At 59.7% G+C, this 26,117-nt stretch carries 24 protein-coding genes and 2 pseudogenes; 18 read left to right on the forward strand and 8 right to left on the reverse strand.

What is annotated here, in order from left to right; translation table 11 throughout:
- Positions 1 to 20: 20 nt before the first annotated feature.
- The 4 genes and pseudogenes from ubiA to P1P91_RS01390 all read left to right on the forward strand — a co-directional run.
- Positions 21 to 911: a 4-hydroxybenzoate octaprenyltransferase gene (gene ubiA, locus P1P91_RS01380; protein ID WP_311883999.1), complete on the forward strand. Its 891-nt coding sequence runs from the start codon at positions 21 to 23 to the stop codon at positions 909 to 911.
- A 32-nt stretch (positions 912 to 943) separates the two neighbouring features.
- A complete protein-coding gene (gene phoB / locus P1P91_RS01385; protein WP_311884001.1) occupies positions 944 to 1,633 on the forward strand; it encodes a phosphate regulon transcriptional regulator PhoB in 690 nt (229 codons plus the stop codon).
- A gap of 6 nt (positions 1,634 to 1,639) precedes the next feature.
- Positions 1,640 to 1,828, forward strand: a pseudogene (locus P1P91_RS15160) (phosphate regulon sensor protein PhoR); the annotation flags it as partial.
- Between the two features lie 48 nt (positions 1,829 to 1,876).
- Positions 1,877 to 2,593: pseudogene (locus P1P91_RS01390) on the forward strand (ATP-binding protein); the annotation flags it as partial.
- Here the strand turns inward: P1P91_RS01390 and cysZ are convergent.
- Positions 2,579 to 3,304: a sulfate transporter CysZ gene (gene cysZ, locus P1P91_RS01395; RefSeq protein WP_311884004.1), complete on the reverse strand. Its 726-nt coding sequence runs from the start codon at positions 3,302 to 3,304 to the stop codon at positions 2,579 to 2,581. The pseudogene P1P91_RS01390 and the gene cysZ sit on opposite strands and share 15 nt — an antisense overlap.
- 182 nt (positions 3,305 to 3,486) lie before the next feature.
- Between cysZ and P1P91_RS01400 the strand changes: the two genes are divergently transcribed.
- Entirely contained in the window at positions 3,487 to 3,921 is a 435-nt protein-coding gene (locus tag P1P91_RS01400; RefSeq protein ID WP_311884006.1) for an acyl-CoA thioesterase, read from the forward strand.
- Positions 3,922 to 3,936: 15 nt separating this feature from the next.
- Here the strand turns inward: P1P91_RS01400 and P1P91_RS01405 are convergent, their stop codons facing one another.
- The 3 genes from P1P91_RS01405 to P1P91_RS01415 all read right to left on the reverse strand — a co-directional run bounded on the left by P1P91_RS01405 (position 3,937) and on the right by P1P91_RS01415 (position 8,684).
- Positions 3,937 to 5,040 (reverse strand): TRAP transporter substrate-binding protein, encoded by a 1,104-nt coding sequence (locus P1P91_RS01405; protein ID WP_311885838.1) that lies wholly within the window; start codon positions 5,038 to 5,040, stop codon positions 3,937 to 3,939.
- A gap of 174 nt (positions 5,041 to 5,214) precedes the next feature.
- Positions 5,215 to 7,425 (reverse strand): DNA helicase II, encoded by a 2,211-nt coding sequence (gene uvrD, locus P1P91_RS01410; RefSeq protein ID WP_311884007.1) that lies wholly within the window; start codon positions 7,423 to 7,425, stop codon positions 5,215 to 5,217.
- A 371-nt stretch (positions 7,426 to 7,796) separates the two neighbouring features.
- On the reverse strand, positions 7,797 to 8,684 hold the full coding sequence (locus tag P1P91_RS01415) for a LysR substrate-binding domain-containing protein (protein WP_311884009.1): 888 nt from the start codon (positions 8,682 to 8,684) through the stop codon (positions 7,797 to 7,799).
- A 110-nt stretch (positions 8,685 to 8,794) separates the two neighbouring features.
- Here P1P91_RS01415 and P1P91_RS01420 point away from each other — a divergent pair, with 110 nt between their 5' ends.
- On the forward strand, positions 8,795 to 9,898 hold the full coding sequence (locus P1P91_RS01420) for a DMT family transporter (RefSeq protein ID WP_311884010.1): 1,104 nt from the start codon (positions 8,795 to 8,797) through the stop codon (positions 9,896 to 9,898).
- A 180-nt stretch (positions 9,899 to 10,078) separates the two neighbouring features.
- Complete coding sequence (locus P1P91_RS01425; protein WP_311884011.1) at positions 10,079 to 11,029, forward strand: IS481 family transposase; 951 nt, start codon at positions 10,079 to 10,081, stop codon at positions 11,027 to 11,029.
- Positions 11,030 to 11,054: 25 nt separating this feature from the next.
- Here P1P91_RS01425 and P1P91_RS01430 read toward each other — a convergent pair whose 3' ends face one another.
- The 3 genes from P1P91_RS01430 to hexR form a co-directional block, all read right to left on the reverse strand.
- A complete protein-coding gene (locus P1P91_RS01430) occupies positions 11,055 to 11,804 on the reverse strand; it encodes an IS5 family transposase (protein ID WP_311881892.1) in 750 nt (249 codons plus the stop codon).
- A gap of 91 nt (positions 11,805 to 11,895) precedes the next feature.
- A complete protein-coding gene (locus P1P91_RS01435; protein ID WP_311884012.1) occupies positions 11,896 to 12,972 on the reverse strand; it encodes an NAD(P)H-dependent flavin oxidoreductase in 1,077 nt (358 codons plus the stop codon).
- A 15-nt stretch (positions 12,973 to 12,987) separates the two neighbouring features.
- The gene (gene hexR, locus P1P91_RS01440; protein WP_311884014.1) at positions 12,988 to 13,851 is read right to left on the reverse strand and encodes a transcriptional regulator HexR; all 864 of its coding nucleotides are present in this window, start codon (positions 13,849 to 13,851) and stop codon (positions 12,988 to 12,990) included.
- A 244-nt stretch (positions 13,852 to 14,095) separates the two neighbouring features.
- Here hexR and P1P91_RS01445 point away from each other — a divergent pair, with 244 nt between their 5' ends.
- Complete coding sequence (locus tag P1P91_RS01445) at positions 14,096 to 14,317, forward strand: PA3496 family putative envelope integrity protein (RefSeq protein ID WP_311884015.1); 222 nt, start codon at positions 14,096 to 14,098, stop codon at positions 14,315 to 14,317.
- Between the two features lie 68 nt (positions 14,318 to 14,385).
- Here P1P91_RS01445 and P1P91_RS01450 read toward each other — a convergent pair whose 3' ends face one another.
- Positions 14,386 to 15,222, reverse strand: coding sequence for an AI-2E family transporter (locus P1P91_RS01450; RefSeq protein ID WP_311884016.1), 837 nt, complete (start codon positions 15,220 to 15,222; stop codon positions 14,386 to 14,388).
- On the opposite strand from P1P91_RS01450, the gene P1P91_RS01455 reads away from it, so the two are divergent.
- The 10 genes from P1P91_RS01455 (at position 15,221) to P1P91_RS01500 (ending at position 25,860) form a co-directional block, all read left to right on the forward strand.
- Entirely contained in the window at positions 15,221 to 16,417 is a 1,197-nt protein-coding gene (locus P1P91_RS01455) for an IS4 family transposase (protein ID WP_311882096.1), read from the forward strand. The genes P1P91_RS01450 and P1P91_RS01455 overlap by 2 nt on opposite strands.
- Before the next feature lie 759 nt (positions 16,418 to 17,176).
- Positions 17,177 to 17,926, forward strand: coding sequence for an IS5 family transposase (locus tag P1P91_RS01460; protein ID WP_311881913.1), 750 nt, complete (start codon positions 17,177 to 17,179; stop codon positions 17,924 to 17,926).
- Positions 17,899 to 18,672 carry a hypothetical protein gene (locus P1P91_RS01465; RefSeq protein WP_311884018.1) on the forward strand — a complete coding sequence of 258 codons (774 nt, stop codon included), beginning with the start codon at positions 17,899 to 17,901 and terminating at the stop codon, positions 18,670 to 18,672. The genes P1P91_RS01460 and P1P91_RS01465 overlap by 28 nt, the downstream gene beginning before the upstream one ends.
- 83 nt (positions 18,673 to 18,755) lie before the next feature.
- Positions 18,756 to 20,504, forward strand: a complete 1,749-nt coding sequence (locus P1P91_RS01470) for a hypothetical protein (protein WP_311884020.1) — start codon at positions 18,756 to 18,758, stop codon at positions 20,502 to 20,504.
- Positions 20,505 to 20,652: 148 nt separating this feature from the next.
- Positions 20,653 to 21,912 (forward strand): tyrosine-type recombinase/integrase, encoded by a 1,260-nt coding sequence (locus P1P91_RS01475; RefSeq protein ID WP_311884021.1) that lies wholly within the window; start codon positions 20,653 to 20,655, stop codon positions 21,910 to 21,912.
- A 355-nt stretch (positions 21,913 to 22,267) separates the two neighbouring features.
- Complete coding sequence (locus tag P1P91_RS01480; RefSeq protein WP_311884023.1) at positions 22,268 to 22,984, forward strand: hypothetical protein; 717 nt, start codon at positions 22,268 to 22,270, stop codon at positions 22,982 to 22,984.
- Positions 22,985 to 23,218: 234 nt separating this feature from the next.
- Positions 23,219 to 23,857, forward strand: a complete 639-nt coding sequence (locus P1P91_RS01485) for a hypothetical protein (protein WP_311884024.1) — start codon at positions 23,219 to 23,221, stop codon at positions 23,855 to 23,857.
- Between the two features lie 236 nt (positions 23,858 to 24,093).
- Entirely contained in the window at positions 24,094 to 24,249 is a 156-nt protein-coding gene (locus P1P91_RS01490; protein WP_232913374.1) for a hypothetical protein, read from the forward strand.
- A 591-nt stretch (positions 24,250 to 24,840) separates the two neighbouring features.
- A complete protein-coding gene (locus P1P91_RS01495; protein ID WP_311884025.1) occupies positions 24,841 to 25,029 on the forward strand; it encodes a hypothetical protein in 189 nt (62 codons plus the stop codon).
- An 81-nt stretch (positions 25,030 to 25,110) separates the two neighbouring features.
- The gene (locus P1P91_RS01500) at positions 25,111 to 25,860 is read left to right on the forward strand and encodes an IS5 family transposase (RefSeq protein WP_311882126.1); all 750 of its coding nucleotides are present in this window, start codon (positions 25,111 to 25,113) and stop codon (positions 25,858 to 25,860) included.
- Positions 25,861 to 26,117 lie beyond the last annotated feature (257 nt).

Below are 26,117 nucleotides of genomic sequence, written 5' to 3' on the forward strand. Positions count from 1 at the left end.
TGATCACGACGAGGTAGGGCATGAACCGTTCATTGCTGCGGCCCGCCGGCCTGGTGCGGATAGCGGATTTTCTTCACCTGACCCGGCTGGACCGCCCCATCGGCACCTGGCTTTTGATGTGGCCGACGCTGTGGGCGCTGTGGCTGGCCGCCGACGGCGTGCCCGGCCGCGGCGTGGTGCTTATTTTTGTCGCCGGAGTCTACGTGATGCGCGCCGCGGGCTGCGTGATCAACGATTACGCCGACCGCCACGTGGACGGCCACGTCAAGCGCACGACCCAGCGCCCGCTGGCCACCGGACGCATCAGCGAGGCCGAAGCCAAGGGCGTATTTGCCGGACTGGTATTCATCGCCTTCATCCTGGTGCTGATGACCAATCTGTTCACCGTTCTGCTCTCGCTTGGCGGGGTGGTGCTGGCGTTCATCTACCCGTTCATGAAGCGCTATACCCATCTGCCCCAGCTGTTCCTCGGCGCGGCCTTCTCCTGGGCGATTCCCATGGCCTACGGCGCGGTGCTGGGGCAGGTGCCGGTGGAAGCCTGGCTGCTGTTCATCGCCAACGTGGCCTGGACCATTGCCTACGATACCCAGTATGCCATGGTGGACCGCGACGACGATCTCAAGATCGGGGTGAAGTCCACCGCGGTGCTGTTTGGCCGCGCCGATCGGCTGATGATCGGGATTTTCCAGCTGGTGGCGCTGGGATTTCTGGGCTGGACCGGCTGGCGGCTGGCGGCGGGCGGTTTTTTCTGGCTGGGGCTTGCAGGTATGGCCGCCACCTTTGTCTACCAGCAGTGGCTGATTCGCGAGCGCGTTCGCGAACGCTGCTTTCAGGGCTTTCTCAATAACTTCTGGTCGGGGCTCATCGTGTTTGCCGGCATCGCCCTGGGCCTGTGGCCGGCGGCGGGATAACCGCTTTGGCACCGGCAGCTTGAGGGGGATGCATGACCGCCAAAACCGTGTTGCTGGTTGAAGACGAAGTCTCCATTCGCGAGATGCTCGCCGTGGCGCTGGAAATGGCCGACTACCGGGTGCTGGAAACCGGCAATGCCCAGGATGCCCACGCCATGATCCTCGACCAGCGCCCGGATCTGGTGCTGCTTGACTGGATGCTGCCCGGGGTCAGCGGTATCGAGCTGGCCCGGCGGCTGAAGCGCGATGCCGCTACGGCGGGGCTGCCGATCATCATGCTCACCGCCAACAGCGAAGAGGACAACAAGATCCAGGGGCTGGAGGCCGGCGCCGACGACTACATCACCAAGCCGTTTTCGCCTCGGGAGCTTCTGGCCCGGCTGCGGGCGGTGCTGCGCCGGGCCGCGCCGCCGGACAGAGAAAGCGTCATCGAAGTGGCGGGCCTGCGGCTTGATCCGGTGAGCCACCGGGTCAGCCTCCATGGCCAGCCGCTGGAGCTTGGTCCCACCGAGTATCGCCTGCTGCAGTTTTTCATGACCCACCAGGAACGCGTTCATACCCGCCGCCAGCTGCTGGGCGAAGTCTGGGGCGACAACGTTTACGTTGAGGAGCGTACCGTGGACGTTCATATTCGTCGGCTACGCAAGTCTCTGGGCCAGTCGCACAAGGCGCTGATCCAGACGGTGCGCGGCACCGGCTATCGCTTCTCTGCCCGGGAGTAGCTTTCCATGCGGCCGTGGCTTTACGAGTGCGTTTATCTCGCCGGAGTGGCCGCGCTGGGGGCAGGGCTTGGCAGCTGTTTCAGCCAGGCGACAGCGGGGCTGGCGCTGGGGCTGGGTGTCGTGCTGGGTACACACCTTTATTGGCTGGGCTATCTTTACCACTGGCTGACCCGCCGCGCCGACAGCCCCCGGGCGCCGGGGCTTTGGGGAGAGGTCTTTGCCCGGCTGCCGATCACCCGGGAGGAGAACCGGCTCAATCGTCTGGAGCAGATGCGCCGAGACTTTGTCGCCAACGTTTCCCACGAGCTGCGCACGCCGCTCACCGTGCTGGCAGGCTACCTGGAAACCTATGGCGACCTGGCCGAGGCGCTGCCGCCCAGGCTCGGGCGCGGCATCGAGCAGATGCAGGCCCAGACTTCGCGGATGCAGAACCTGGTCAACGACCTTTTGCTGCTCTCGCGGCTGGAAATTGATCAGGGCGGCGACGATCACGCCTGGCTGTGCCCGGCCAGGCTCCTGGAGCGCATCGCCGGGGAAACCCGAGCGCTTTCCGATGACCGCCAGACGATCACGGTAGAGGGGGCGGCGCCGGGCACGGAGCTTTGGGGCAGCGACGAGGAGCTGCACAGCGCGATTTCCAACCTGGCGTTCAACGCCGTGCGCTATACCCCCGCGGGTAGCCGTATTGTGCTGCGCTGGCGCCGCGAGGCCGGCGGCGGCATGATCGAGGTCGAGGACGACGGCGAAGGCATCGAACCGGTGCATGTTCCCCGCCTGACCGAGCGCTTCTATCGCGTGGATAAAAGCCGCAGCACGCAAAGCGGCGGCACCGGGCTCGGGCTTGCCATTGTCAAGCACGTGCTGCTGCGCCACGAAGCCCGCCTGGAGATCGAGTCCCGCCCGGGGGAGGGCGCGCTGTTTCGCTGCGCATTTCCCCCGGCTCGGCTAGGCGGCGGGTAGCGCCTGGCGATAGTGGGCGTCCCACATCAGCACCGCGCCGGCCACGGCGCCGGGGATCAAGAACAGGTTGGCCAGCGGTATCCAGGTGAGCAGCGTCACCGCGCCGCCGTAGCTCAGGCTTTGCCAGGGGCGCCGGGCGAGCCGGCGGCGCATGTCGGCAAAGCTGACCTTGTTGTTGTCCATGGGGTAGTCCAGATAGGCAATGGCCATCATCCAGGCGGAGAACAGGGCCCACAGGAACGGCGCCAGCAGGTTGACGGCGGGTATCCAGCTGATGACGAACAGTACCGCCGCCCGGGGCAGCATATAGCTCAGCTTGACAAGCTCGCGGCCCAGAGCATCCACGGCGGTTTTGGCCAGGCCGCGGTTGTCCAGCGGCTCGCGGCCGGTGGCGACGATTTCCACCTTTTCGGCCAGAAAGCCGTACAGCGGCGCGGCGATCAGCTGAGTCACCAGGGTAAAGGTGAAAAATACCACCACCAAAAGGCACAGCACGAACAGCGGCCAGATCAGCCACGACAGCCAGTCGAGCCAGCCCGGCACCAGGCTCATCCAGTAGTCGAGCCAGCCGCCGAAGCGCTGGATGACGATGCCCAGCAGGGTGACGTACACCGCCAGGTTGATGACAATGGGGGCGAAGACATAGCGTCGCAGCCCCGGGCGATAGACCCAGCGCGTTCCCCGGGCGATGGCTTCAACGGCGTTTAGCATGGCATGCCCCTGTATGGTGATGAACCTGGGAGGATGGAAAGCGCGTATTGCAGAGCCAATTCGGCCCGGGGTCAAGGGTTTCTGCTGCTCGTCTGGTTCAAACTGCCAGGCTGCTGTGGTTAACTGCAGCGCCCGGCCAGCGCGCCGGGCGGACAACAATAAGCGGTAGAAGTGACGGATACATGATACTGGACAGCAACGATGCGCCGCCCCCCGGTAGCGCAGATGACATTCCTGCCCCCGATGGCCAGCTGACGCTGAAGCTGCCGGCCACGCGCCAGGAAGCCAACCTTTACGGTGACATTCCCGGCGGCTGGCTGGTCAGCCGGATGGATCAGGCCGCGGAGCTAGCCGCCGGGCGCGAGGCCGGCGGGCGTACCGCTACGGTGGCCATCGAGGCCATGGACTTTTTGAGCCCGGTGCGGGCAGGCTCGGTGGTGAGCCTTTTCACCCGGGTGTGCGAGGTGGGCCACAGCTCGATCAAGATCGACGTCGAAGTCTGGGTGCGCGCGCCCCACGAAGGCTGCCACGAACGGCTCAAGGTCACCGAGGCGCGCTTTATCATGGTGGCGCTGGATGACAACGGCCGCATCCGTGCGGCGCATCGTCCGGGGTGACCCGGGCTTTCGAGGTTAGTCCTGGGTGACCGCGTCCCGGGTCTTCAAGTAGGCATACTCGCCGGTATCGGTCACCGGGCGTACGGTCTGCTGGAAGGCGCGGTAGGAGTCGTGGATCCTCTTCGACGCCGGATCGTCGGCCACCTGCTCTTCGATGACCGCGTTAGAGGCTTCGTAAAGCGCCTGGGTGACATCCTTGGGGAAGGTGCGCAGCTTGATGCCGTGCTCGTCCACCAGCGCCTTCAGCGCCTGGGCGTTGCGGAAGGTGAACTCGCTGATCATCGCCAGGTTGGCGGCCCGGGCGGCCTCTTCCACCACGGCTTTCAGGTCGTCGGGCAGGGCGTTCCAGGCGTCCAGATTGATGGTGCCCTCAAGCGCCGCGCTGGGCTCGTTCCAGGCGTTGGTGTAGTAGTAGTCGGCGACTTCGTGCAGGCCGAAGGCCAGGTCGTTGTAGGGGCTGACCCAGTCGGCGGCGTCCAGCGCGCCGGTCTGCATGGAGGTAAAAATCTCGCTGCCGGGCATGTTCACCGTGGTCACGCCGATGCGGTTCATGGCCTCGCCGGCAAGGCCCGGCAGGCGCAGCTTGAGGCCCTGCAGATCCTCCAGCGAGTTGATTTCCTTCTTGAACCAGCCGGCGGGCTGGGTGGTGGTGTTGCCCACGGCGAAGGGCTTGAGGTTGTGCTCGGCGTAAAGCTCGTCCCAGAGCGTCTGGCCGTCGCCGTAGTAGAGCCAGGCGTTGGTTTCCTGAGTGGTCATGCCGAAGGGCACGGCGGTGAAAAACTGCGCCGCCGGCACCTTGCCGCGCCAGTAGTACGACGCCGAGTGGCCCATTTGCGCCGTCCCCGAAGACACCGCGTCAAACACCTCCATGGCCGGCACCAGCTCGCCGGCGCCGTGGACGCGGATGCGCATGCGCCCCTGGGATAGCGTTTCCACGCGCCGGGCGAAGTCGTTGGCCCCGGTGCCCAGGGCGGGAAAGTTCTTCGGCCAAGAGGTCACCATGTCCCAGGAGACGGTCTCGTCGGCGCTGGCAGTGACGACAAAGGGCGCGGCGGTCGCGCCGGCGGCGCCCAGCCCGGCGGTGGTCAGGGTGTGCTTGAGAAAATGGCGGCGTGGCAGGGTCATGGTGAGGCTCCGGCGTTTATTAATGGAAATAGTAGCTTTGGGCTGCATAACACGCCGGCGGTAGGGTGACGAGGGGTTCTACGCCAGGGATGGCGTAGGTAGCGTCCAGGGATGGATTTACAGCGCCCCTCGTCACCCTACCTTCGGCTGTGTTTACGAAACGTCTGACTACGATAGCGGAATCAGCTTGGCAAAGCCCAGCACCAGCCATTTGGCGCCTTCATTTTCGAAGCTGACCTGCACCCGGGCCCGGGCGCCTTCGCCCTCGGCGTTGAGGATCACGCCCTCGCCGAATACCGGGTGCTCCACCGCCTGGCCAACGTGCAGGCTGGGCAGGTCGTCGTCGCCTTCCACGCTTTGCTGGGAAAGGCTGGACGACGCGCTGCCCCGGGCGGTAACCGGCCGCGAGACCTGGCCGCGCAGGCGCACTTCTTCCAGCAGCTCGGCGGGCAGCTCGCGCAGAAACCGCGACGGCCGGGGGAAGATTTCCTTGCCGTGGAGGCGCCGGGTTTCGGCGTGGGTCAGGTACAGCTTGTGCATCGCCCGGGTGACGCCGACGTAGGCCAGCCGGCGCTCTTCCTCAAGGCGGCCGGGCTCCTCCAGCGACATCTTGTGGGGGAACAGCCCTTCCTCGACGCCGGCGATGAATACCAGCGGAAACTCCAGCCCCTTGGCCGAGTGCAGGGTCATCAGCTGGACGCTGTCCTCGAACTCCTCGGCCTCGTGTTCGCCGGCGTTGAGCGCGGCCTCGGACAAAAACGCCTCCAGCGCCGTGAGGCCCTCGCCGGCTTCCGGGGCGTCGAAGACGTCGCCCTGGGTGAAGGCCCGGGCGGCGTTGACCAGCTCTTCGAGGTTTTCCACTCGGCCCTGGCCTTTCTCGCCGGGCTCGGCCCGGTGGTGCTCGATCAGGCCGGTGCGGGCGGTAACGTGCTCGATGATCTCGTGCAGGGCCAGGCCCGCGGCGTCGTTGTCCAGCTGCTCGATCAGATCGGCGAAGGCGCGCACGGCGTTGGCCGCGCGGCCCTTGAGGGTGCCGTCGCTTACGCTGTCGTGGAGCGCCTGCCACATGGTGACGCCCTGATCCCGAGCGCGAAAGCGCAAAACCTCCACCGTGCGCGTGCCGATGCCCCGGGTGGGCACGTTGATCACCCGCTCCATGGAGGCGTCATCGTCGCGGTTGAGCAGCAGACGCAGATAGGCCAGGGCGTTCTTGATTTCCAGGCGTTCGTAAAAGCGGTGGCCGCCGTAGATGCGGTAGGGGATGCCCTGGCGGATCAGCGTTTCTTCCAGCAGCCGGGACTGGGCGTTGGAGCGGTAGAGAATCGCCACGTCCCGGCGGTTGAGCCCGGCGGCGGTGCGCTCCTTGAGGGTATCGACGATAAACCGCGCCTCTTCCAGGTCGTTGAAGCCGGCATACACCGAGATCGGCTCGCCTTCGGCGCCGTCGGTCCACAGCTTTTTGCCCATGCGCTCGGCGTTGTGGCTGATCAGCGCGTTGGCGGCGTCGAGGATCGCGCTGGTGGAGCGGTAGTTCTGCTCCAGGCGCACGGTGTGCACCTGGGGGAACTCGTTCGCGAAGCGGCTGATGTTTTCCACCCTGGCGCCGCGCCAGCCGTAGATCGACTGGTCGTCGTCGCCCACCACGGTGGTGGGCGTTTGCTGGCCGGTGAGCAGTTTGAGCCAGGCGTACTGCAGGGTGTTGGTGTCCTGAAACTCGTCCACCAGCACATGGCCGAAGCGCTCCTGATAGTGGGCCAGCAGTGCGGGGTTGTCGCGCAGAAGCTCGAGGCTACGCAGCAGAAGCTCGCCGAAGTCCACCAGCCCCCCGCGCTCGCAGGTCAGCTGATAGAAGTGGTAGAGCTCGACCATCTGGCTCAGGTAGGCGTCGCCGGCGGTATTCACCTGGGACGGGCGCAGCCCTTCTTCCTTGCAGCCGCTGATAAAGCTCTGCACCTGGCGCGGCGGGTAGCGCTCGGCGTCGATGCTGTAGTCCTTGAGCAGGCGCTTGACCAGGCGCAGCTGATCGTCGGCGTCGATGATCTGGAAGTGCTGGGGCAGGCGCGCATCCTGCCAGTGGGTGCGCAACAGCCGGTGGGCGATGGAGTGAAAGGTGCCCACCCAGACGTGGCGCATGGAAATGTTCAGCAGCGCCTCCAGCCGGGTGCGCATCTCCCGGGCGGCCTTGTTGGTAAAGGTCACCGCCAGCAGCGCGTAGGGCGAAAGCCCTTCGGCCTGCATCAGCCAGGCAATGCGGTGCACCAGCACCCGGGTTTTGCCCGAGCCGGCACCGGCCAGCACCAGAAGGTTGCCCTGGGGCGCGCTCACCGCCTCGCGCTGGGCGGAGTTGAGCGAATCGAGAATCGCCGTCACGTCGTCCATAAAAGCCGCTGCCGGGGATTGGAAAGTGGGCGGCCAGTCTAGCACAGGGGGCGGGATGATGGCCGCGTAGCGGGCTTTTCAGGCCATCCCAATAACGGCCTCGAGGCAGTTGCTGGCGGTCCTGCGCCGTACCATCGTTCGAGCGCATACGCACTGCCCGGCTTTGGCCGCAGGTGGGGATGATACGAGGTGGCGTCAGTCTTGGACTTGGGCCACCTGGGTGGCAGCGACTGTCCTGATTCTGGTTAAAACATGGACAGTAACAACCATTCTGGGGCACGTCATTTCCGCTAGGGCTATTTTTCCGAAGTTCTTCTTATCGGTGCCTCCCGCGTTGTAGCAAACCGAGTCAACGTCAGCGCGAGACAGCGTCACTTTGTTCCCCCTTGCTTCTCCCGGATGTGAGCCTGCAGTTGGAGGGCCAGCTGCTGCGTTGCCTCGGTGGGTCGCCCAGGGCTGTGATGAAGGGAAATTTCCGCGAACGGAAGCTCCGGCAATCCCTCTTCGCGGCCCAGCCGACGTAGCCCTGTTCCCAGCATGGAGGGGGTGAGCACCGTCACGGCAAGCCCCGCCCGAACGGCGGCAGAGAGCCCCGACAGGCTGGGGCTAGCGTAGGCAATCCGCCAGGGCATCCCGGCCGCGTCCAGCGCGGCAATGGCACGATCACGAAAGATGCACACCCCCTGCCGGGAAACGGCGAGCGGCAAGGGGGAGCGGTAGTGTGTGTCGTGGCCGGTGGCTCCCGCCCACACCATGGGCTCGCGACACAGAACTTCGCCGCCCGGACTGTTGGGTTGGCGGGTGGTGATCGCCAGGTCGAGTGCCCCCGTCCTGACCTCCTGCACTAGTTCGACGCTCAGGTCGCAGTGGACTTCCAGCTCAACGCCGGGGAAGCGCGCCTCGAATGCCGACAGTGCCTCGGGCAGGTAGATGACGTAGTCGTCGGGAATGCCAAGGCGAACCACGCCGGCAAGCCGCTGCTCCTGCACATCCTGCCAAGCCAGGGCATTCTGGCGCAGCATCTGCCGCGCATGGATCAGCAGACGTTCGCCGGCCGGCGTGGGGACGGCCGCCTTTTGCCCTCGCTGTAGCAGCTGGCAGCCAAGGCCCGTTTCCAGACGACTCAAGTGAGCGCTGACGGTGGACTGCGCTAGATGAAGCTGCTCAGCCGCTACGGTAAAGCCACTCTTGTCCACCACGCTGACGAATGTCTTGAGCAGAACAAGATCCAGGGGCCTGTGGTCGCTGGGATTTGTCATCACGTTTTATGATGGCCTTATTATAAGACTTCGTTTCCATGATACCGATGGCGTTATGAAAATAAACGCCACAAAGGCATTCATGGACCATCGAAGAGGAGAAGGGAAACATGCGAAATTCACCGTCTATGGGGTTTTTCGCCGGGCTCGTGACGGTGGCACTCTGGGCGAGCCTGCCACTATTGCGCGGGCTGGTGCAGCTGCCACCTATGCTGACGGCCGCTGTTGCCATGCTGTCGGCCGCCGGCATGGCCCAGGGCCTGGAACGTTGGCGTGGGCCAGGGCCAGGGCAGAAGCCAGCACCGGTCGGCAGCGGGAAATTCTGGTTGATGGGCGTTGGCGGGCTCACTGGTGCGCTCTATTTCTATTTCCTGGCGCTGGGCGAGGGCGACCCCGCCAAGGTAACCCTGGTGACTTATACTTGGCCGGTGGGATTCATGATCGTTGCCGACCGGCTGGCGGGGCGCGGCTTGCGCATCGAGACGCTGCTGGGCGCGCTGGTGGCGTTTTCGGGGTTGGCGCCCCTGATCCTAATGGCCAGTGAAAGCGTCCCCACGCCGCCGCTCGCCTATGCGGCGGGGCTGGCGGCCGGGCTGTCGTGGATTGTCTTCTCCCTCTACCTGAAGGCGAATAATCAGTCACACTCGACCGACTACAAGCGCCTGTTCGGCGGTGTCGCCGTCATCGCGTTGTGCCTGCACCTGCTTTTTGAACCCACTGCCGGGAAGAGCACCGTCGGGGATTGGTTGACGGCCTCAGTGATCGGTGTGGGGCCGTATGGTGTGGCTTTCATGACGTGGGGCTTCGCGTTGAAACGCTGCTCGACGACCGTACTGGGTCTTATGACCTACCTGGTGCCAGTGCTCTCCTCGCTGTTCGTCGTCGTGCTGGGCTGGGCTCCGTTGAGCGCCCCGCTGATGGTGGCGGTGGTGGCCATCTTCATTAGCGGGGCGATTACCCAGACCTCTTTGCCACATCCGTTCTTCGCCCCTGAAAGGCGTAGGGTGGTAGGCTGCGCACCTTACGCTAATCGGGCGCGTGACGCTTTCCCGGCGATCCCCATGCCCGCCATGCCACCACTGGGCTTGTTAACGTGGTCTCGTCACCTTATAGCTGGCCGATCATGGGCGGCGGCCCGGAAGCGCTCACGCACCCGCGGGGGCGCAAGCACCCGGCACGCGTATGCTCGCCCTGGCCGAACGAGCAGCATGTAGCTACCTCTGACACTCCCCGCCCGCCGCGCCTGGCGCTTTGAGCGAGGGTTCTTGGGTCGCCCCGAGAACCTTCCTGCTTCGACACGCCTTCACTAGATGTGATCTCTCGGTAGGTTGTTCATCCGGAGCCAACCCGGAAGACTGGAGATGCAAACCAACCAATCTCTCCAAGAGGCCCGGATGAACACCCATAAGAATGCCCGACTCACTCCGCACGGTCGATCCCTGCTGGTCGCTCGCGTCATCGATGAAGGGTTGCGGCCCAGAGAGGTCGCGCAAGCCCAAGGCGTCAGTGTGAGAACGGTCTACAAATGGGTGCGTCGTTTCCGTGAGGAGGGACTCGAGGGTCTCCAGGACCGTCGGTCACGCCCTGCCCGAAGTCCCTTGGCGACCGACGCAACGACGGTGGAGCAGATCGTCGAGCGTCGTCAGCGACGCCAGACCTATTGCCAGATTGCCCAGGCGCTGGGGGTTGGCCAGAGCACGGTAGCGCGCATTCTCAAGCGCAAGGGGCTGAATCGCTTGGCGGCTCTGACACCGCCAAGGCCCAGCAATCGCTATGAGCACGACGCACCCGGGGATCTCCTGCATCTGGATATCAAGAAGCTCGGCTGCTTCGCGCGCCCGGGGCATCGGGTCACCGGCGATCGCCAACAGACCACGCGTGGCGCAGGGTGGGAGTATGTCCACATCGCCATCGACGATCACTCACGGGTGGCCTTCGGCACCCGCTACCCTGATGAAACCGGCTGGAGCGCCTGTTATGCGCTATTGGAGGCCATACGATATTATCGAGACTTGGGGACTCGCTTCACGCGGGTGCTCACCGACAATGGCGCCTGCTACCGGTCCCGGGCGTTTCACCGCCTGTGCCGGCGGATGGGGCTGAAGCACAAGCGCACTCGCCCCTATACGCCCCGCACCAATGGCAAGGCAGAACGGTTCATTCAAACCGCTCTGCGCGAGTGGGCCTATGCCCAGTCTTATGAGAGCTCGGAGGAGCGAGGCAAACACCTTTCCGCCTGGCTTCACCAGTACAACTGGCACCGGCCACATGCCAGCCTGAACTATCACCCTCCGGTTAGTCGGTTGGGGCTTTCCGTGAACAACCTGGTGAGTTTACACAACTAGATCACAGCTAGGGCGTGTTGACGTTTCACATGGGCAGCCATAAAAAGCCGCAGGCCAAGGCCACCATGCTTTCGTAGTTTCGCTTGAGCTTGTCGTAACGCGTTGCGATGGCGCGATACGGCTTCAATCGAGCAAAGGCATTCTCAACCAGATGCCGATAGCGATATAAGCCTCTGTCCAGATTGGCATTTCCTTTCTTTGAGTTGCGTTTGCGTGGAATGACGGCAGCCATGCCCTTGGCTTCGATCTGTTCACGGATACGCTCGCTGTCATAGCCCTTGTCAGCCACCAATGCATCACCCGCTGGCAAATCGTCAATCAATGCCCGGGCTTCCGTGCTGTCGTGCACCTCACCCCCGGTTATTCTGAAGGTTATCGGTAGCCCATAGGCATCTACGGTCAAGTGGATCTTGCTGGTATTGCCTGCACGACTTTTGCCAATGGCTTCTGCGTCTTCCGTGGCAGCTCCGGTGCTGTCCTGGTGGGCCTTGACGTAGGAGCCATCAATGAACAGCCACTCAACATCAGGCTCCTCCACCAGAGAGCTGAAAAGCCTCATCAGCTTTCCACTCGCTGACCAGGCGTTAAAACGCTTGTAGACCGTGTTCCAGGGGCCAAACGTCTCCGGTAGGTCCCGCCACGGGCAGCCGGTGCGCATCCGATAAAGGATGCCTTCTATCGTGGTACGCAAGTCGGCCTTGTCATAAATACCTTGTTGAAGCAGGATAGGTTTCAGCTTCGACCAGTGTTCATCCGTGAGCATTTGTCGGGGCATGGCAGGCTTGCAGTTTGTTGGTGTGGGAACCTTTATTCTGCGAGCTTGCCCCTATCCTGCCAATACCCCTGCCATGAAACGTCAACAGGCCCTAGCGCGCCAGAGACAAAAACCGGCAGCTCTGCACCAGGTTTTCGATTAGTTCCCCCGCCGGCATTTCGCGCGCCAGCGGGGCACCTTCTCCGGCCCAGTGGGCGGCGAATTCCGCGCTGTTGCCGGCCGTTGCGGCGGCGGCCAGCGCTTTTCCCGCCGCGTAGGCAATGGGGTAGTCGGGCAGTGCCGGGGCACCAAGCCGGTCAACGTCGGTGTGCATGCGGTTCACTATCCCCCGGGCGGGGCGGCCGGAGATGACGCTGGTGATTTGCGTATGGTGGCTGCGCTCGCTTTTCAGCGCCCGGCGGTGGGCCGTACCGGCGGCGGATTCCGGGCACAGAATAAAGGCTGTGCCCAGCTGAGCGCCGGCGGCGCCCAGATCGAATACCGCTTCGATGCCTCGGCCATCCATGATGCCGCCGGCCGCAATCACCGGCAGGCGGCTCGCGGCGCCGATCAGGCGGGTAAGCGCCAGGCTGCCCATTTGCCGATCGCCCTTTTCGGGCGCGAAGACGCCCCGGTGCCCTCCGGCTTCGGCTCCTTGGGCAACGATGGCATCCACGCCCGCGGCTTCCACGGTGAGCGCCTCTTCCGGCGTCGTGGCACAGCCAAAAGTCACGATACCCGCTTTCTGAAGCGCGCGAATCCACTCCGCAGGCGGCAAGCCGAAGTGGAAGCTGACGACCGCCGGCTTCTCTTCCAAAAGCATTTCCAGCGCCGGGCGGTTGTCGTTGAAGCTTGGGTAGGCGGCGGCCAGCCGGGGCGGGGCCTCGGCGTCGAACTCTTCGAAAAAGGGCGCCAGGTAGCGTAGCCAGCGCGCCTCACAGGCCGCATCGGCAGCCGCTTCGCGGTGGCAGAACACGTTGACGTTGAACGGCTTTTCCGTGAGCGCCCGGGTGGCGGCAATCATCTCCCGAGCTCGTTCAGCCGAGCTTGCCCCAATGCCGATGGAGCCCAGCGCCCCGGCGTTGGAGACGGCCGCGGCAAGCTCAGGCGTCGACACGCCGACCATCGGCGCCTGGACAATGGGGTAGCGGACGTGGGCGAGTCTCGTCAGCGAATTGGAAAAGCTCATGGTGCGTCCTCTGCTTTACGAGGGGGTGTCCTCTTCGGGGAAGCGCAGCGGCCCCAGGCTCTTTTTGACTTCCCTGAGCTGTTCGGCGAGCTTGGGGCCGCGGGTCTTGGCCACGCCTACGGCGAGCACGTCGACGAGCACCAGGTGCGCGATCCGCGAGCTCATGGGGGTGTAGATTTCGGTGTCTTCGAACACGTCGACGTAAAGCGCCAGGGTCACCTCCGCCGCCAGCGGCGAGCCGCTGGGGCACAGGCCGATGACGGTAGCGCCGGCTTCCCGGGCTAGGCGTACGCTTGCCACCAGCGCTCGGGTGCGCCCGGTCTGGGAGATGGCGACCACTACGTCGCCTTCCTTGAGCGTCACCGCCGACATGTTCTGCATGTGCGGGTCGGAGTAGGCGGAGGTGGAAATCTGCAGGCGGAAGAACTTGTGCTGGGCGTCCACGGCCACCGCGCCGGAGGCGCCAAAGCCGTAAAACTCCACCCGGTTGGCGCTGGCCAGGGCGTTGACTGCCTGCCCCAGCGCCTGGTTATCGATGCGGTCGCGTACCGAGAGCAGCGTGCCCACGGTGGAGTCGAAGATGCTGTGGGAAAACTCGGCCACGGAGTCGCTGTCGTTCATCGAAAACTGGGCGAACTGGCTGCCTGTGGCCAGCATCTGCGCCAGCCTGAGCTTGAAGTCCTGAAAGCCGGCGCAGCCCAGCGCCCGGCAGAAGCGCACCACGGTGGGCTCGCTGACCTTGGCTTCGGTAGCCAGGTCGACGATGCGCATGTGAATGACTTCCTCGGAGTTTCTCAGCACGAAGCGGGCCACTTTCTGCTCGGAGCGGCGCAGGTGCTCCATGCGGTGTCTCATTTCATCGAACAGGGCACGGCTCACAGCGGGCTCCCGGGTTGTGGCAGCGGCGAAGGCTGCGGTGGCACATAAGGCAGCGGTAAAGACCGCCGCCTGCGAGTGGCAGGTGCGTTCCGCGGCATTATCGCACGTTTGGCGCAGCCGGCGGGAAGGCGCTGCGGCTGGCGGTTCGCCACGAGCTTTATCATTTTGCCCGCTGGGCTATAGTAATAACGGACGCTGTGATAAAGGAAGCCGTCATAAAGGAAGTTTCGGGAGGAACGTCGCTATGCGTAACGTCGAACGTGTGACTTCGGTCAGGGCTCAGCTTCTCGATATTTTCATGGACATGGAGGTGGACGCCCACGAAACCCGTCGCCGCAACTCCGCCCGGCGCCACCTACGCGCTCGGCGCGGCATCGAGATGCACCAGGAGGTCCGCACCCTTGCCCGACAGATTGCCGATCTTGCCGACCCGCTGGGAGACAAGGCTGACACCGGCCTCCATTGAGCCCGTCACCCATTGCTCAACACGCAAAAACGCTTCGCCGGCTATTGGCCGGCGGGGCCCGGATTCGGTCAATCGGATGCCTGTTCCTCGGAATAGCTTTCTCGTTCTGCATGACGTTCGGCAAGAAAATTGCCGAGCGGCTCCATGGCGCTGATATGGTCGCAGAACGTCTTGACCGCGACGAGCAAGGGCACCGCGACGATCATGCCGACTGCCGACCATAGCCATGCCCAGAAAGAGATAGCCAAAAACACCACCACGGAATTCAGCCGCAGGCTGCGGCCAATGAAATACGGCGTCACGAACTGGCCTTCAAGCGTGGTCAGTGCTAGATAAGCTCCGCCCACGACCAACGGCATACCAAGCCAGGTAAACGAAACCAGCGCCACCGTCGCGGCGATGGCAACGCCTATGATGGCGCCAAGATACGGCACAAAATTGAACAAAAAAGCGATGATGCCAAAGATCAGCGGGCTGGGCATGCCGAGTGCCCACATGGCGAGGCCGACGGCAGTGCCAAGACCTGCATTAATAACCGTGATGGTGAGCAGGTAGCGTGACAGCTGCCGCTCGATCGCCTGAGCGATCTGCTTGGCACGGCGCTTGTCGCGCAGGTTGGGCAATGTATGCACAATTTTTTCGTAAAACATATCTCCCGAAGCAAGAAGAAAGATCAATAGCACCAGGGTGAAGATAACTTGCCCGAGATACACCGGGCCCAGGCTGACGAGGCGCTCGGTGATGCTAACGCCCTGGGTTTCGACTTTCTGGACGCCATCAGCGCTTGAATCCTGAGGAATCCCCATGAAATGGGTAATAAAATCAGCATGATAGGATTGAAAAAGCCTGCATGAGTCATGCATGTTGTGAGTTACGACACACAACAACATGCGAAGGAGACCCATGCAGGCCCCTCGATTCTTGCATAACTTGCTGACGTCTTCACTCTCCGTGATCCATGCCAAGCGGCTACAGACCGTCCTCGATACCGTTGGCGCTCTGCTGGGCGAGCGACGTCTGGGATTAACGGCCATTGGCCGTGCGTTGCCGAGCTCGACGGATGCCAAGCACGCCATCAAACGAGTCGATCGACTATTAGGCAACCCTCACCTTCATCAGGAACGACCGCTGTTCTATTGGCTCATGGCCTCGCTGCTGATCGGCCATACAACGCGCCCACTGATTCTGGTGGACTGGTCGCCGATTGATGACCGCGGCAGGCATTTCCTGCTGCGTGCGGCGGTGCCCTTCGCCGGGCGATCGCTGCCCATCTTCGAGAAGGTTCATCACAAGGAAGGATGCCCATACTGTGAAGCCTATCTGCTGGATGCGCTGGCAAGGATCCTGCCCGACAAGGCCACGCCGATCCTGGTGACCGATGCCGGCTTTCGTAACCCGTGGTTTCGGGCCGTTGAAGCGCGCGGCTGGTATATCGTTGGACGGGTCCGTCAGCCCGCCCGTTACCAGGCGTCAGGCGAAGCATGGCAACCCGTGAAGACCCTGTTTCAACACGCGACATCGGAACCGCAGGCGTGGGGCTCCGTCCGGATCGCCGAAAACCATCCGTTCCGCGCTCAGATGGTGCTCTATTATCGACCGCCACGGGGACGTAAGCATCGCAATAAACAAGGCCGGATCTCTCGGGACGGCGGCAGCCGGACGATCGCCCGGCGTCAGCAGGAGCCCTGGGTGCTGGTCAGCAATCTGCCGGACCGCTCAACGCTGGCGAATAAAGTGGTAACGATCTACCGACAGCGCATGCAGATTGAGGAAGGGTTCCGCGATGTCAAAAGTCCCTTGTTCGGGCTGGGCTTCGGCATGCATCAGTCTCGCCAGGGCAAGCGCATCGAGGTCCTGCTGCTGATCGCCATGTTGGCGAACGTGGCCATGATGGTGGCCGGCCTGGATGTCCGAGCCCGGGGGCAACAGCGGCGCTATCAGAGCAACAGTATCCGGCACCGGAGCGTGCTTTCCGTGTGGCGCCTGGGCTTGGAATGTCTTCGTCGTCATCAACCCGACGCCGTGCCTTGGCCTGCTTGGACAACCCTCCGAGCACGACTTCGCGAGGAAGTCAGGGAGCAGAGCCTATGCGGCGAGTAGCAACATATTCGTGGGGATTCGTCAGGATTTAACGGGGTGGAGAAATAAAATCCTTTTATTCCAATGTTTTTGTGGGAGTTACATTCAGGCAGAGGTGCATTGACTAGACTAGAGCAGGTAGGAAAACAGCCGCTTGCGCCATGCAGGTGAAGCATCTATTGTCCACAAGCTCAGGCCGGCGACGCCGGTGCCAGAAACGAACGCAACGAAGACAGAGAGCCCTAGCTCAGCGACGACTGCCGCCTATTGACTGAATATTCCTGGCCCTTGTTTGTGGCCCAATGAAGGCGAACTACCCTGATACTTTTACCGTCCAAGAGCACATTACTTAGGAGGCTTAATACTATGAAATTGACTACGAAACCATCAGTGACTCTGGCCCGTATCGCTTGGCCTGTGGGAGCCCTGAAAGGGGCATTACGTACCACAGTTCAAGGAGTTATTGCTCATGAATGCTTCACACCTATCTCACCACATGGCGGATCACGCTGAACCATCGCTAATCACCATCACTCGCACTAGTGATGGCCTACCCTTGGAGCAAGTGTATGGCGTTGAAGACCGTCATTCTTGCTGTCAGGACAACCCTACCCCTCAGGACCTCGGTGCTGAAGGTGCAGGTCATGAATCTGAACTGCCTTCGGATACTTTCTCCGGCAGTGACCTAGGGTCTGTTGACGTTTCATGGCAGGGGTATTGGCAGGATAGGGGCAAGCTCACAGAATAAAGGTTCCTAAGCCAACAAACTGCAAGCCTGCCATGCCCCGACAAATGCTCACGGATGAACACTGGCCGAAGCTGAAATCTATCCTGCTTCAACAAGGTATTTATGACAAGACCGATCTGCGTACCACGGTGGAAGGCATCCTTTATCGGATGCGAACCGGCTGCCCGTGGCGGGACCTACCGGAGGCGTTTGGCCCCTGGAACACGGTCTACAAGCGCTTCAACGCCTGGTCAGCGAGTGGAAAGCTGATGAGGATTTTCATCTCTCTGGTGGAAGATCCTGATGTCGAGTGGCTATTTATTGATGGTTCCTACGTCAAGGCTCACCAAGATAGCACTGGGGCTGCCACGGAAGATGCAGAAGCCATTGGCAAAAGTCGTGCAGGCAATACCAGCAAGATCCACTTGGCCGTGGATGCTTATGGGTTGCCGATCGCCTTCAGAATAACCGGGGGTGAAGTGCACGACAGCACGGAAGCCCAGGCATTGATTGACGGTTTGCCGGCAGGTGACGCGCTGGTGGCTGACAAAGGCTATGACAGTGAACGTATCCGTGAGCAGGTCGAAGCCAAAGGAATGGCTGCCGTCATTCCACGCAGGCGTAACTCGAAAAAAGGAAATGCCAATCTGGACAGAGGGTTATATCGCTACCGGCATCTGGTTGAGAATGCCTTTGCTCGATTGAAACCGTATCGCGCCATTGCGACGCGCTACGATAAGCTCAAACGAAATTACGAAAGCATGGTGGCCTTGGCATGCGGCTTTTTATGGCTACCAATGTGAAACGTCAACAGGCCCTAGAAAACCGTCTCGATGCAGTCCTGTCCCACAGCGGTCATGGACCAGACAACGTCGCCATCAAGACGGTGTTCAAGGCTGCCATCACGCAGATGATGGCGTTGAGCCACCGTGGTCAGCCAACCAAAGCACCCCTGCTGGGCCCACAGGGCTACCCGGTAGCAGCGCTATGCCGTGAGCTGGTGGAACCGGGGAACGAGACCCCCTTTCCGCTGCCTATCACGGGCCTGGAGAGCGTCAATGGCCTGGATAGCTTTCGGGACCTACACGCCTCTATTCGCAACGAAGACCTTGTTGTTGTTACCACGCCGCGCCAGGGAAGCATCGCCAAGGAGCTTGCCAGCATCCGCGCCAAGTTTGGGTGCTATGCGCCAATCATGGTCGTCAAACATCATGGTAGCAAGGTTGAACCAGCGCTTCAGTATGCTCCCGATGGCGCGAAAGGCATCAACGTCGTGTACCCCGATCTACCCCGCCTCATGGAAGAGGCCCGGGACCTCGCCAGCATGCTTCGTCCCGAGCTGATGTCGCTCATGCACCGTGTCAGCGAACGTTGGACAACGGAGCGGGTGAGCACTCGCAACGTTGACGCCCATGACGGGATTCGCTGGCTGTGGCTGGTCGCGGATGAGCTGGGCCTATCGTCGTCCCAGATGGATGACCTCAGCTGGACGATGCACATCAACTCCCGGTATTGCCGCCAATCCAGGGATCTTCTGGTCCGCATTTAACTTACAAGAACAACCTGTGAAGCAGGGGGCTGTCTGGCCCCCTGGTAGCCAACTACGTCTAGAAAAAAGAAACCGGTGGACAAATGGAAAGTAAAGATCGCACTCAAGACAACATTCAGACCAATAATTCCGCCCAGAAGCCGCTGAAGAAGGTTGGAAAGAAGAAAGTGAGTCAGGAGGACCAGCAACGCCTGGACAACATGCGTCGTCCCAGTAAGGCCAGCAAAGTATGCTCACCCAGGGCAGCGGATAAGAAGGCCGGGGAAGGTTACGTTGCACCTAAGCCAGCCCAGCAGCCCAGAAGGAAGGGTAGCTCTTCCGGTAAGAAGAAGGAGGAGGAGCTGACGAGTAGCGCCAAGGTGAAGATTCTCGTAGAAGAGTTTTATGATCTGGTGTACGACAACCGAACGGACCAGGCTCTGGTGCTTGAGAAGCAAGGTAACCGCATCGCCAGGCCTCTAGAAAGCAAGGAAGTCATTAGCCTTATGTTTATCGAGCTAATGGAGCAAGGGGAGGACATTCCATGGGATGTCGTCGAAAAATTTTGCAAGGTTATCGGTCAAAAAGTCAAGTACCTAGGAGAAGAGGTAAGATCGTATACGAATGTGGCCTATGGGGAAAATAATCGCAAGCGGATCATCGATCTTAGGCAAAGAAGTGGTGTGCTTGCGGTGCTAGAAGATGGCGAGGTAAAGATGGTAGAGGAAGGTGAGCCTACCATCATGCTTCGACTGCCTGCCATGGCGCCTTATCCTCTTCCGGCTACTACACCTGATCCCGATCTTGATGGGCTCAACCATCTCATCGAAATCATCAATACACCGGAAGAAGAGCAGTACCTCATCCTGTGCTGGATGGCGTATGTACTATCACACCCATTGGACCCTATGGTGTCTCAAGTATTTCTTGTCTTGCTTGGTGGTCAAGGTGCAGGCAAGAGCTCCTTCTCAAAATGGATCCTCCGACGCTTTGTCGACCCGAGCAAGATCAGTGTGTCTGAGCTGCCGAAGAATATGGATGATCTGGCGGTAGCTAGCAATTTCACGTATATGGTAATCCTCGATAACCTCCGGGATTTGCCTGTAAACAGCAGTGATCGACTTTGTCGGATGTCTACCGGGGGAGAGTCGCTAAAGCGACAGCTTTACTCCGATGGAAACGCTTTTGTGTCAAGTCTTCAGGCACCACTGGTGATTAACGGAATTGTCAATCCGGTGACGGAACCTGACCTCAGTAGTCGATGCCTGTTCGTGCACTTCCAAGCCTTAGGCGAGGGGGAGCGCATCACTGAGAAAGAGATGGTCAACCATCTTGAAGCCCATGAAGGTGAAATTTTTCGTGCGCTGCTGGAACTGGCTGCCCAGGCCCTGAATATCGTGGATGATGTAGTACCCAAACGGCCTCAAAGGATGCTGGATTTTTCCCGTTGGCTCGCCGCTTGCGAGCAGGTCATGGGCCTAGAAGTTGGCTACTTGGAAGATGCCTACGCCATTAATCAGGCACACGCCTACGAGTCGTCGATCGGTGAGAAGCCGCTGGCCAATGCCCTCTACAACTTCGCGTTGCTGTACTGTCTCGATGAGCCTTGGATGGGGACCTGTGGGGATCTGCTGCCGCTGCTGGAAGAGCTGGTTTCCGATCGGGACATCCGCGCGCACTTCAATGAGTTCCCGCATAACGCGGCATCTCTGGGACGTCGCTTCACCCAGCATGCCGCCTCACTGGATGCCCTTGGGGTCAAGCTGGAGCGTCTGCCCCGTAGCCGCAATCGCCAGGTCAAGATCTCGCTCAAGGCTGATTGCCCGCGTCTTGCCGAGCTAACGCAAGACTAACCCGCCTGGAGGGGCTGTGGATCATCCGCAGCCCCTTTTATCCCGTTGTCACCCTACCGATCGGCCTGGCCACTGCGTCGGGTCGTCGGGTGTCGACGGGTACCGCCGAGACTTTCTTTTATCGTGTCACCACCGGTCAGGAGGAGATATGCCTGTCGTTGACCTCACCGCCCATCTCGTCAAGCGCCTGCACTGTCCCGAAGACAAGCGTCGTATTGAATATTGCGACCGCCAGCACCCCGGGTTCTATGTGGAGGTCAGGCGCACCACCCCTGGCAAGGGGACCTACTATCTGCGTCACACCACCGACCAGAAGAAGAACCAGCACTTCAAACTGGGCACTACGACCGAGATTTCCCTGTCTCAAGCCCGGAAGAAGGCAAAGACCTTGCGTGCCGAGCTGGTCATGGAAAAAACGCCTCAGACGGTCCAAAAGTCGGCCAAGGCCGTGCCGACCCTCAAGGCCTTCGTCGAGGAGCAGTATCTGGACTACATCAAGACCCGCAAGCGGTCCTGGAAGACCGATTACACCCATCTACGCAGCAAGGTGATTCCCACCTTCGGTGGCAAGCGCCTGGATGAGGTTACCCATGCCGACGTGGCGCAGTTCCACAACCGGATGCGTAACGAGGGCAGGGCACCGGCTACCTGTGATCGTCAGTTGATGATCGTTCGGGCTCTATTCGCGGTAGCCATGGAATGGGAGCTGGTCGATAGCAATCCAGCCAAGTCAGTCAAGCTGTTCAAGGAGAACAACAACCGGGAACGCTATCTGGATGAGGCCGAGAGCAAGCGGCTACTGGACGTACTGCTGCACGATAGGAATCGTCCCGTCTGTTGTATCGTGATGTTCCTGCTCAGTACCGGGGCTCGGGTAGGGGAAGCCCTCAAGGCGAAGTGGTCAGATATCGACCTTACCAAGCAGACCTGGCGGATACCGGTCAGCAACGCCAAGAGCAAGAAGGAGCGGGTCGTGCCGCTGAATACCTCGGCGCTACAGGTCCTGGAGGAAGCCAAGCGGGAATGTGGTGGTCAGGAGTGGATCTTCGTCAGTCCCAAGACCCAGGCACCCTTCAAGTCGATTACGCTGGTCTGGCACCGGCTACGCGACAAGGCTGGGCTACCTGACTTCCGCCTGCATGATTGCCGGCATACCTACGCCTCCAAGTTGGTCGGGGCAGGGCGCTCCCTGTACGAGGTGCAGCAGATCCTTGGCCATAGCAATCCCAAGGTTACGGAACGCTACGCTCACCTGTCCCAGGACTCCCTACTGAGTGCGGCGTCGAGTGCCAACTGGACCTATGACAGCGATGATGACCACCATGAAAAGGAGGGCGACGACGACCGTGCCGACGTCACCGGGGAAGACAGCGCACCGATCACGACTCCCGTACGCCACACCAGCTGACCGAGCGAAGCTCAGAGGAGCTTTCAATGATGAGAAAATAGTGCATTTGGTTATAGATACTATTTTTGAGTCGTTGGAAATCCTATGACTGAGGGTAGGGAAGCGGAGTGGCGTCTCTGCCCCCTTTATGAAGAGGCGACCAGCCGGATGTATCAGGGCCCCGCTGTGTGCCCTATTTTGGGGCTCTTGTGGCCCTTTTTTTGATGTTGGGGCATGGCGCTGTCATCACTTAGTTGATATTTGGCGGGAGTCGATCAATATGGTATTGATGATCTTTGTTAAATATGATAATTAGTTTAACGTGTTGTAAATTTTTCTTTGTGAGTAGAGTGTTGTTTGCAAATTAAGGTGAGGTATGGATCAGGCTGATCAGTTTAAAAAATGGGCTCTGTCATTCTCAGGGTGTGATGGTGGCGATATTGGTAGTCAAGATAGTCCGTCTACTTGGGTGTCTGGAATTGAATGGGGAGGAGGGCATTCGTCTGAGTCATTGATAGGGCATATGTCAGATGTGGAGGCGGAGCCGCCCACTGGCTATGAAGGTTGGGAGCATAATCTGGCCTATATTTTCAATTGGCAAGTTATGAAGCTCCTTTCAGCAATTTCAGGGAGGAAGGTGGAAGAGTATAAAGATTATGCCGAGGAGGTCCAGCCATTTACGGAGGGTGGCTCAGGCTTTTTCAAAATGAACCTTTATCCAATAGCGTTTAAGGATACGAGTGAGCAGCGCTGGGAGCGCGATTTTTCTACTATCACTGGGTTTGATTCTAAGCAGGCTTATGTTGAGTGGTGTAGAAAGTATAGGCTGCCTATGATTCGCTCTTGGTCAGAAGCATACAAGCCAAAGCTCATCATTTGCCTGGGTAAGTCATATATTGAAGACTATGCTAAAGCATTTGCATGTGATGTTGATGCTTTCGATAAGTTGACAATTGATGATAGAGACCTGTCCTGGCAGATAAATAAATTTGGTTCGTTAGTGGCTGTGGTTCCGTTTATGGTAAATAGTAACGGCTTGGTGAAGAATGCGTCTATTCAGAAGTTTGGTGAAAAGATATCTGAGCTGACGTGAGCTGGCGGGGTATTGTTTTTCATTCCGTCTTTGGTGATGTCCTTGATCTCTTGTTTGCACCGGCAAGAGATCTTGGAGGAGGTGATGCATTTGTCATAGCCGGATATTTTATGACCCTGCCGCGGACTCTGTATTCCTAGATTTTTTTTGCGTTACATTTATACGGATTGGTATCAACTTTCAATGCTTTAGGTGTTATGTTATTGGTTTGCACTGGCTAAGCTTGAGGATATTATGAGTAATGTGGGTTCTGGATATTGTGTCAAGGAAGAGTTGATGCACTGGCAGCCACTCTGTGAAGAGTGGGTTCTGCTCAATGAAAGGTTTTCGAGGGTGCAGGAAGGAAAAGAAAAAGCTTACTCTTATCGAGAGGTGCCGAACGTCAGTATGTTGGCCTCAGCAGCTTGGCGATGTGGCAACGTAGCACTTCAAGAGTTTTTGATAAATAAAGAGGGTACGGATACAGGGAGAGGGCGTTGTGATCTGTGGATTAAATATCCGAGTGATGATCACGAAGAGTATATCGAGGCTAAGTTTCAGTGGCAGTCTATTAACCCTAATGCGCCTCTTTCTCGTTGTATGGCGACCATGAAAAAGGCGGTAGCTGATACGAAGAAGAGTGATGTATGCCCTTCTGAGGGAGGGTCTATAGCCTTGACTTTTCTATGCGTTTATACTGCGCGAAAATTTACTGAGAGAAGTGAAAAAGATATAGCGTATCTGGTTGATAGCTTTGTAGATGGGCAGGAGGATATCGGCTGGCATGCCCTTGCATGGACTTTCCCGAATGAGGATGTTGAATATTGGAAAAACTATGCTGAGGATGAAATTGATCTAGCGGTGGGTATTGTCATGATGGCTAGACGAGTGTGATGCGCTGCACTTCTTCCGCATATTCGACGCTTTAACGCTGGGGCTCACTGTCTTTGACCGTTAGTGGTGTTGGTTGGTTAAACGTCGCCGGATAATCCATGGGCCCCGCTGCGGCCCTATTTTTGGGGGCCTTGTGGTTTTTTTCGATCTTGGTGTACGGGCATACCGCTTTCAGGTTGATCCCCATCTGTTGGTACGGATATATTGAGCGTTCACTAATGTCAGGAGTGCTCATCATGGTCCGTAAGACTCGCAGCGACTGTCGTGTGGGAACCTTCGAGAAGACCCGGGGCCTGCCCGCTGGCACCGTGCGTAACCCGGATGGTCGTGATGCTCGGTCTGACAAGAAGATCGGTACCCTGCGTGATGACTACGCCAAGAAGAGGAAGTGAAGGGTCCCCGGGATACCTGACGACACCCGACGACCTGACGCTGGGGCTCTCGGTCCTCGACTGTCTCCCGAGGGTAGAGGGGAGGTAACGACGCTGTATCGGCTGATGGATTGGCGGTAGGGGGTCATGCCGGTCACCCAGAGTGAGCACTCGCTTCGGTCCTGCTTCGGTCAGTAAGCGGTCGATGGGATTGGCTCCCTTCTCCAGATTCCAGAGGGTAAGTCGGTGTGTGGCCGTTCACTTCGGTCATGCGTCGGTCAGCCCTCTCTGGTCCATTGGTGGTCGATTAAATCCTTTTAAATCATCCAGGTAATGAAGTTTTCTGAGGCTCTGCGAGGCTCATATACTGTCGGTTTTTTTCACGGCTTCCGGCGGTGTCGCAATGTGCGTTTTGTTGATTGTCGATCATGCGGCGCCCTTTGGATGGGTTTGTCATAAGCTTGCGTCTACTAGTTGTTGTACAGGATCAAGATCTGATAAAAACTTGGTGATTGCTGCTGTCCAGGTATTGGGTGCCGGCAGGCTGGCCTTGCTTTTTCGCTCCGGTGCAGCCACCTTGATGTGAAGTTCTCCCGCTTCCGGATGGCTCCCGTGATCGAATGGATCAGCGCCCAAAGCAGCTTTCTTCAGTTTCTCACCAGCCTTTTGACGCTTGCGGTCTGGGTATTTTACGCCCAGCTGTTGCTGGGGGGTTATCTACGGCAGCGTCGGCCCAAGGTCGTTCTTAATCAGGTGATGGAGCTATCAACCAAAGGGCGTTTTTTGATTAGGGCCTGTTGACGTTTCATGGCAGGGGTATTGGCAGGATAGGGGCAAGCTCGCAGAATAAAGGTTCCCACACCAACAAACTGCAAGCCTGCCATGCCCCGACAAATGCTCACGGATGAACACTGGTCGAAGCTGAAACCTATCCTGCTTCAACAAGGTATTTATGACAAGGCCGACTTGCGTACCACGATAGAAGGCATCCTTTATCGGATGCGCACCGGCTGCCCGTGGCGGGACCTACCGGAGACGTTTGGCCCCTGGAACACGGTCTACAAGCGTTTTAACGCCTGGTCAGCGAGTGGAAAGCTGATGAGGCTTTTCAGCTCTCTGGTGGAGGAGCCTGATGTTGAGTGGCTGTTCATTGATGGCTCCTACGTCAAGGCCCACCAGGACAGCACCGGAGCTGCCACGGAAGACGCAGAAGCCATTGGCAAAAGTCGTGCAGGCAATACCAGCAAGATCCACTTGACCGTAGATGCCTATGGGCTACCGATCACCTTCAGAATAACCGGGGGTGAGGTGCACGACAGCACGGAAGCCCGGGCATTGATTGACGATTTGCCAGCGGGTGATGCATTGGTGGCTGACAAGGGCTATGACAGCGAGCGTATCCGTGGACAGATCGAAGCCAAGGGCATGGCTGCCGTCATTCCACGCAAACGCAACTCAAAGAAAGGAAATGCCAATCTGGACAGAGGCTTATATCGCTATCGGCATCTGGTTGAGAATGCCTTTGCTCGATTGAAGCCGTATCGCGCCATCGCAACGCGTTACGACAAGCTCAAGCGAAACTACGAAAGCATGGTGGCCTTGGCCTGCGGCTTTTTATGGCTGCCCATGTGAAACGTCAACACGCCCTAGCAACATGAGCGCCGAGGGGATTCATATTGAATCGCTTTAGGTATGGCTGCATAGCCATGAGGGAGTCCGGCGATGCACGGTAACGGAAACAGAGCCTGACAGTGAAGGGCAGCTGTGCGATTCCATTCAGCGGGGGACTCTCCAGGGGCCTTTACCGCCGGATGGCTATATCGATGCGGGCGAAATCTCGACGCTGGTACGCCGAGCGCGTTCTTCTCCGTTTGACGATAACGTGGCGT

The sequence above is a fragment of the Halomonas piscis genome (assembly GCF_031886125.1).
GTDB classification, from domain to species: Bacteria; Pseudomonadota; Gammaproteobacteria; order Pseudomonadales; family Halomonadaceae; genus Vreelandella; species Vreelandella piscis.

Coding starts and splice junctions, on each gene's coding strand:
- P1P91_RS01420 (WP_311884010.1), top strand. CDS start 8,795: ATGCGAAATTCACCGTCTATGGGGTTTTTCGCCGGGCTCGTGACGGTG.
- P1P91_RS01490 (WP_232913374.1), top strand. CDS start 24,094: ATGGTCCGTAAGACTCGCAGCGACTGTCGTGTGGGAACCTTCGAGAAG.
- P1P91_RS01425 (WP_311884011.1), top strand. CDS start 10,079: ATGAACACCCATAAGAATGCCCGACTCACTCCGCACGGTCGATCCCTG.
- P1P91_RS01450 (WP_311884016.1), bottom strand. CDS start 15,222: ATGGGTCTCCTTCGCATGTTGTTGTGTGTCGTAACTCACAACATGCAT.
- cysZ (WP_311884004.1), bottom strand. CDS start 3,304: ATGCTAAACGCCGTTGAAGCCATCGCCCGGGGAACGCGCTGGGTCTAT.
- P1P91_RS01455 (WP_311882096.1), top strand. CDS start 15,221: ATGCAGGCCCCTCGATTCTTGCATAACTTGCTGACGTCTTCACTCTCC.
- P1P91_RS01500 (WP_311882126.1), top strand. CDS start 25,111: ATGCCCCGACAAATGCTCACGGATGAACACTGGTCGAAGCTGAAACCT.
- P1P91_RS01475 (WP_311884021.1), top strand. CDS start 20,653: ATGCCTGTCGTTGACCTCACCGCCCATCTCGTCAAGCGCCTGCACTGT.
- P1P91_RS01415 (WP_311884009.1), bottom strand. CDS start 8,684: ATGACAAATCCCAGCGACCACAGGCCCCTGGATCTTGTTCTGCTCAAG.
- uvrD (WP_311884007.1), bottom strand. CDS start 7,425: ATGGACGACGTGACGGCGATTCTCGATTCGCTCAACTCCGCCCAGCGC.
- P1P91_RS01435 (WP_311884012.1), bottom strand. CDS start 12,972: ATGAGCTTTTCCAATTCGCTGACGAGACTCGCCCACGTCCGCTACCCC.
- P1P91_RS01480 (WP_311884023.1), top strand. CDS start 22,268: ATGGATCAGGCTGATCAGTTTAAAAAATGGGCTCTGTCATTCTCAGGG.
- P1P91_RS01460 (WP_311881913.1), top strand. CDS start 17,177: ATGCCCCGACAAATGCTCACGGATGAACACTGGCCGAAGCTGAAATCT.
- P1P91_RS01430 (WP_311881892.1), bottom strand. CDS start 11,804: ATGCCCCGACAAATGCTCACGGATGAACACTGGTCGAAGCTGAAACCT.
- ubiA (WP_311883999.1), top strand. CDS start 21: ATGAACCGTTCATTGCTGCGGCCCGCCGGCCTGGTGCGGATAGCGGAT.
- P1P91_RS01465 (WP_311884018.1), top strand. CDS start 17,899: ATGCGGCTTTTTATGGCTACCAATGTGAAACGTCAACAGGCCCTAGAA.
- P1P91_RS01485 (WP_311884024.1), top strand. CDS start 23,219: ATGAGTAATGTGGGTTCTGGATATTGTGTCAAGGAAGAGTTGATGCAC.
- phoB (WP_311884001.1), top strand. CDS start 944: ATGACCGCCAAAACCGTGTTGCTGGTTGAAGACGAAGTCTCCATTCGC.
- P1P91_RS01445 (WP_311884015.1), top strand. CDS start 14,096: ATGCGTAACGTCGAACGTGTGACTTCGGTCAGGGCTCAGCTTCTCGAT.
- P1P91_RS01400 (WP_311884006.1), top strand. CDS start 3,487: ATGATACTGGACAGCAACGATGCGCCGCCCCCCGGTAGCGCAGATGAC.
- P1P91_RS01470 (WP_311884020.1), top strand. CDS start 18,756: ATGGAAAGTAAAGATCGCACTCAAGACAACATTCAGACCAATAATTCC.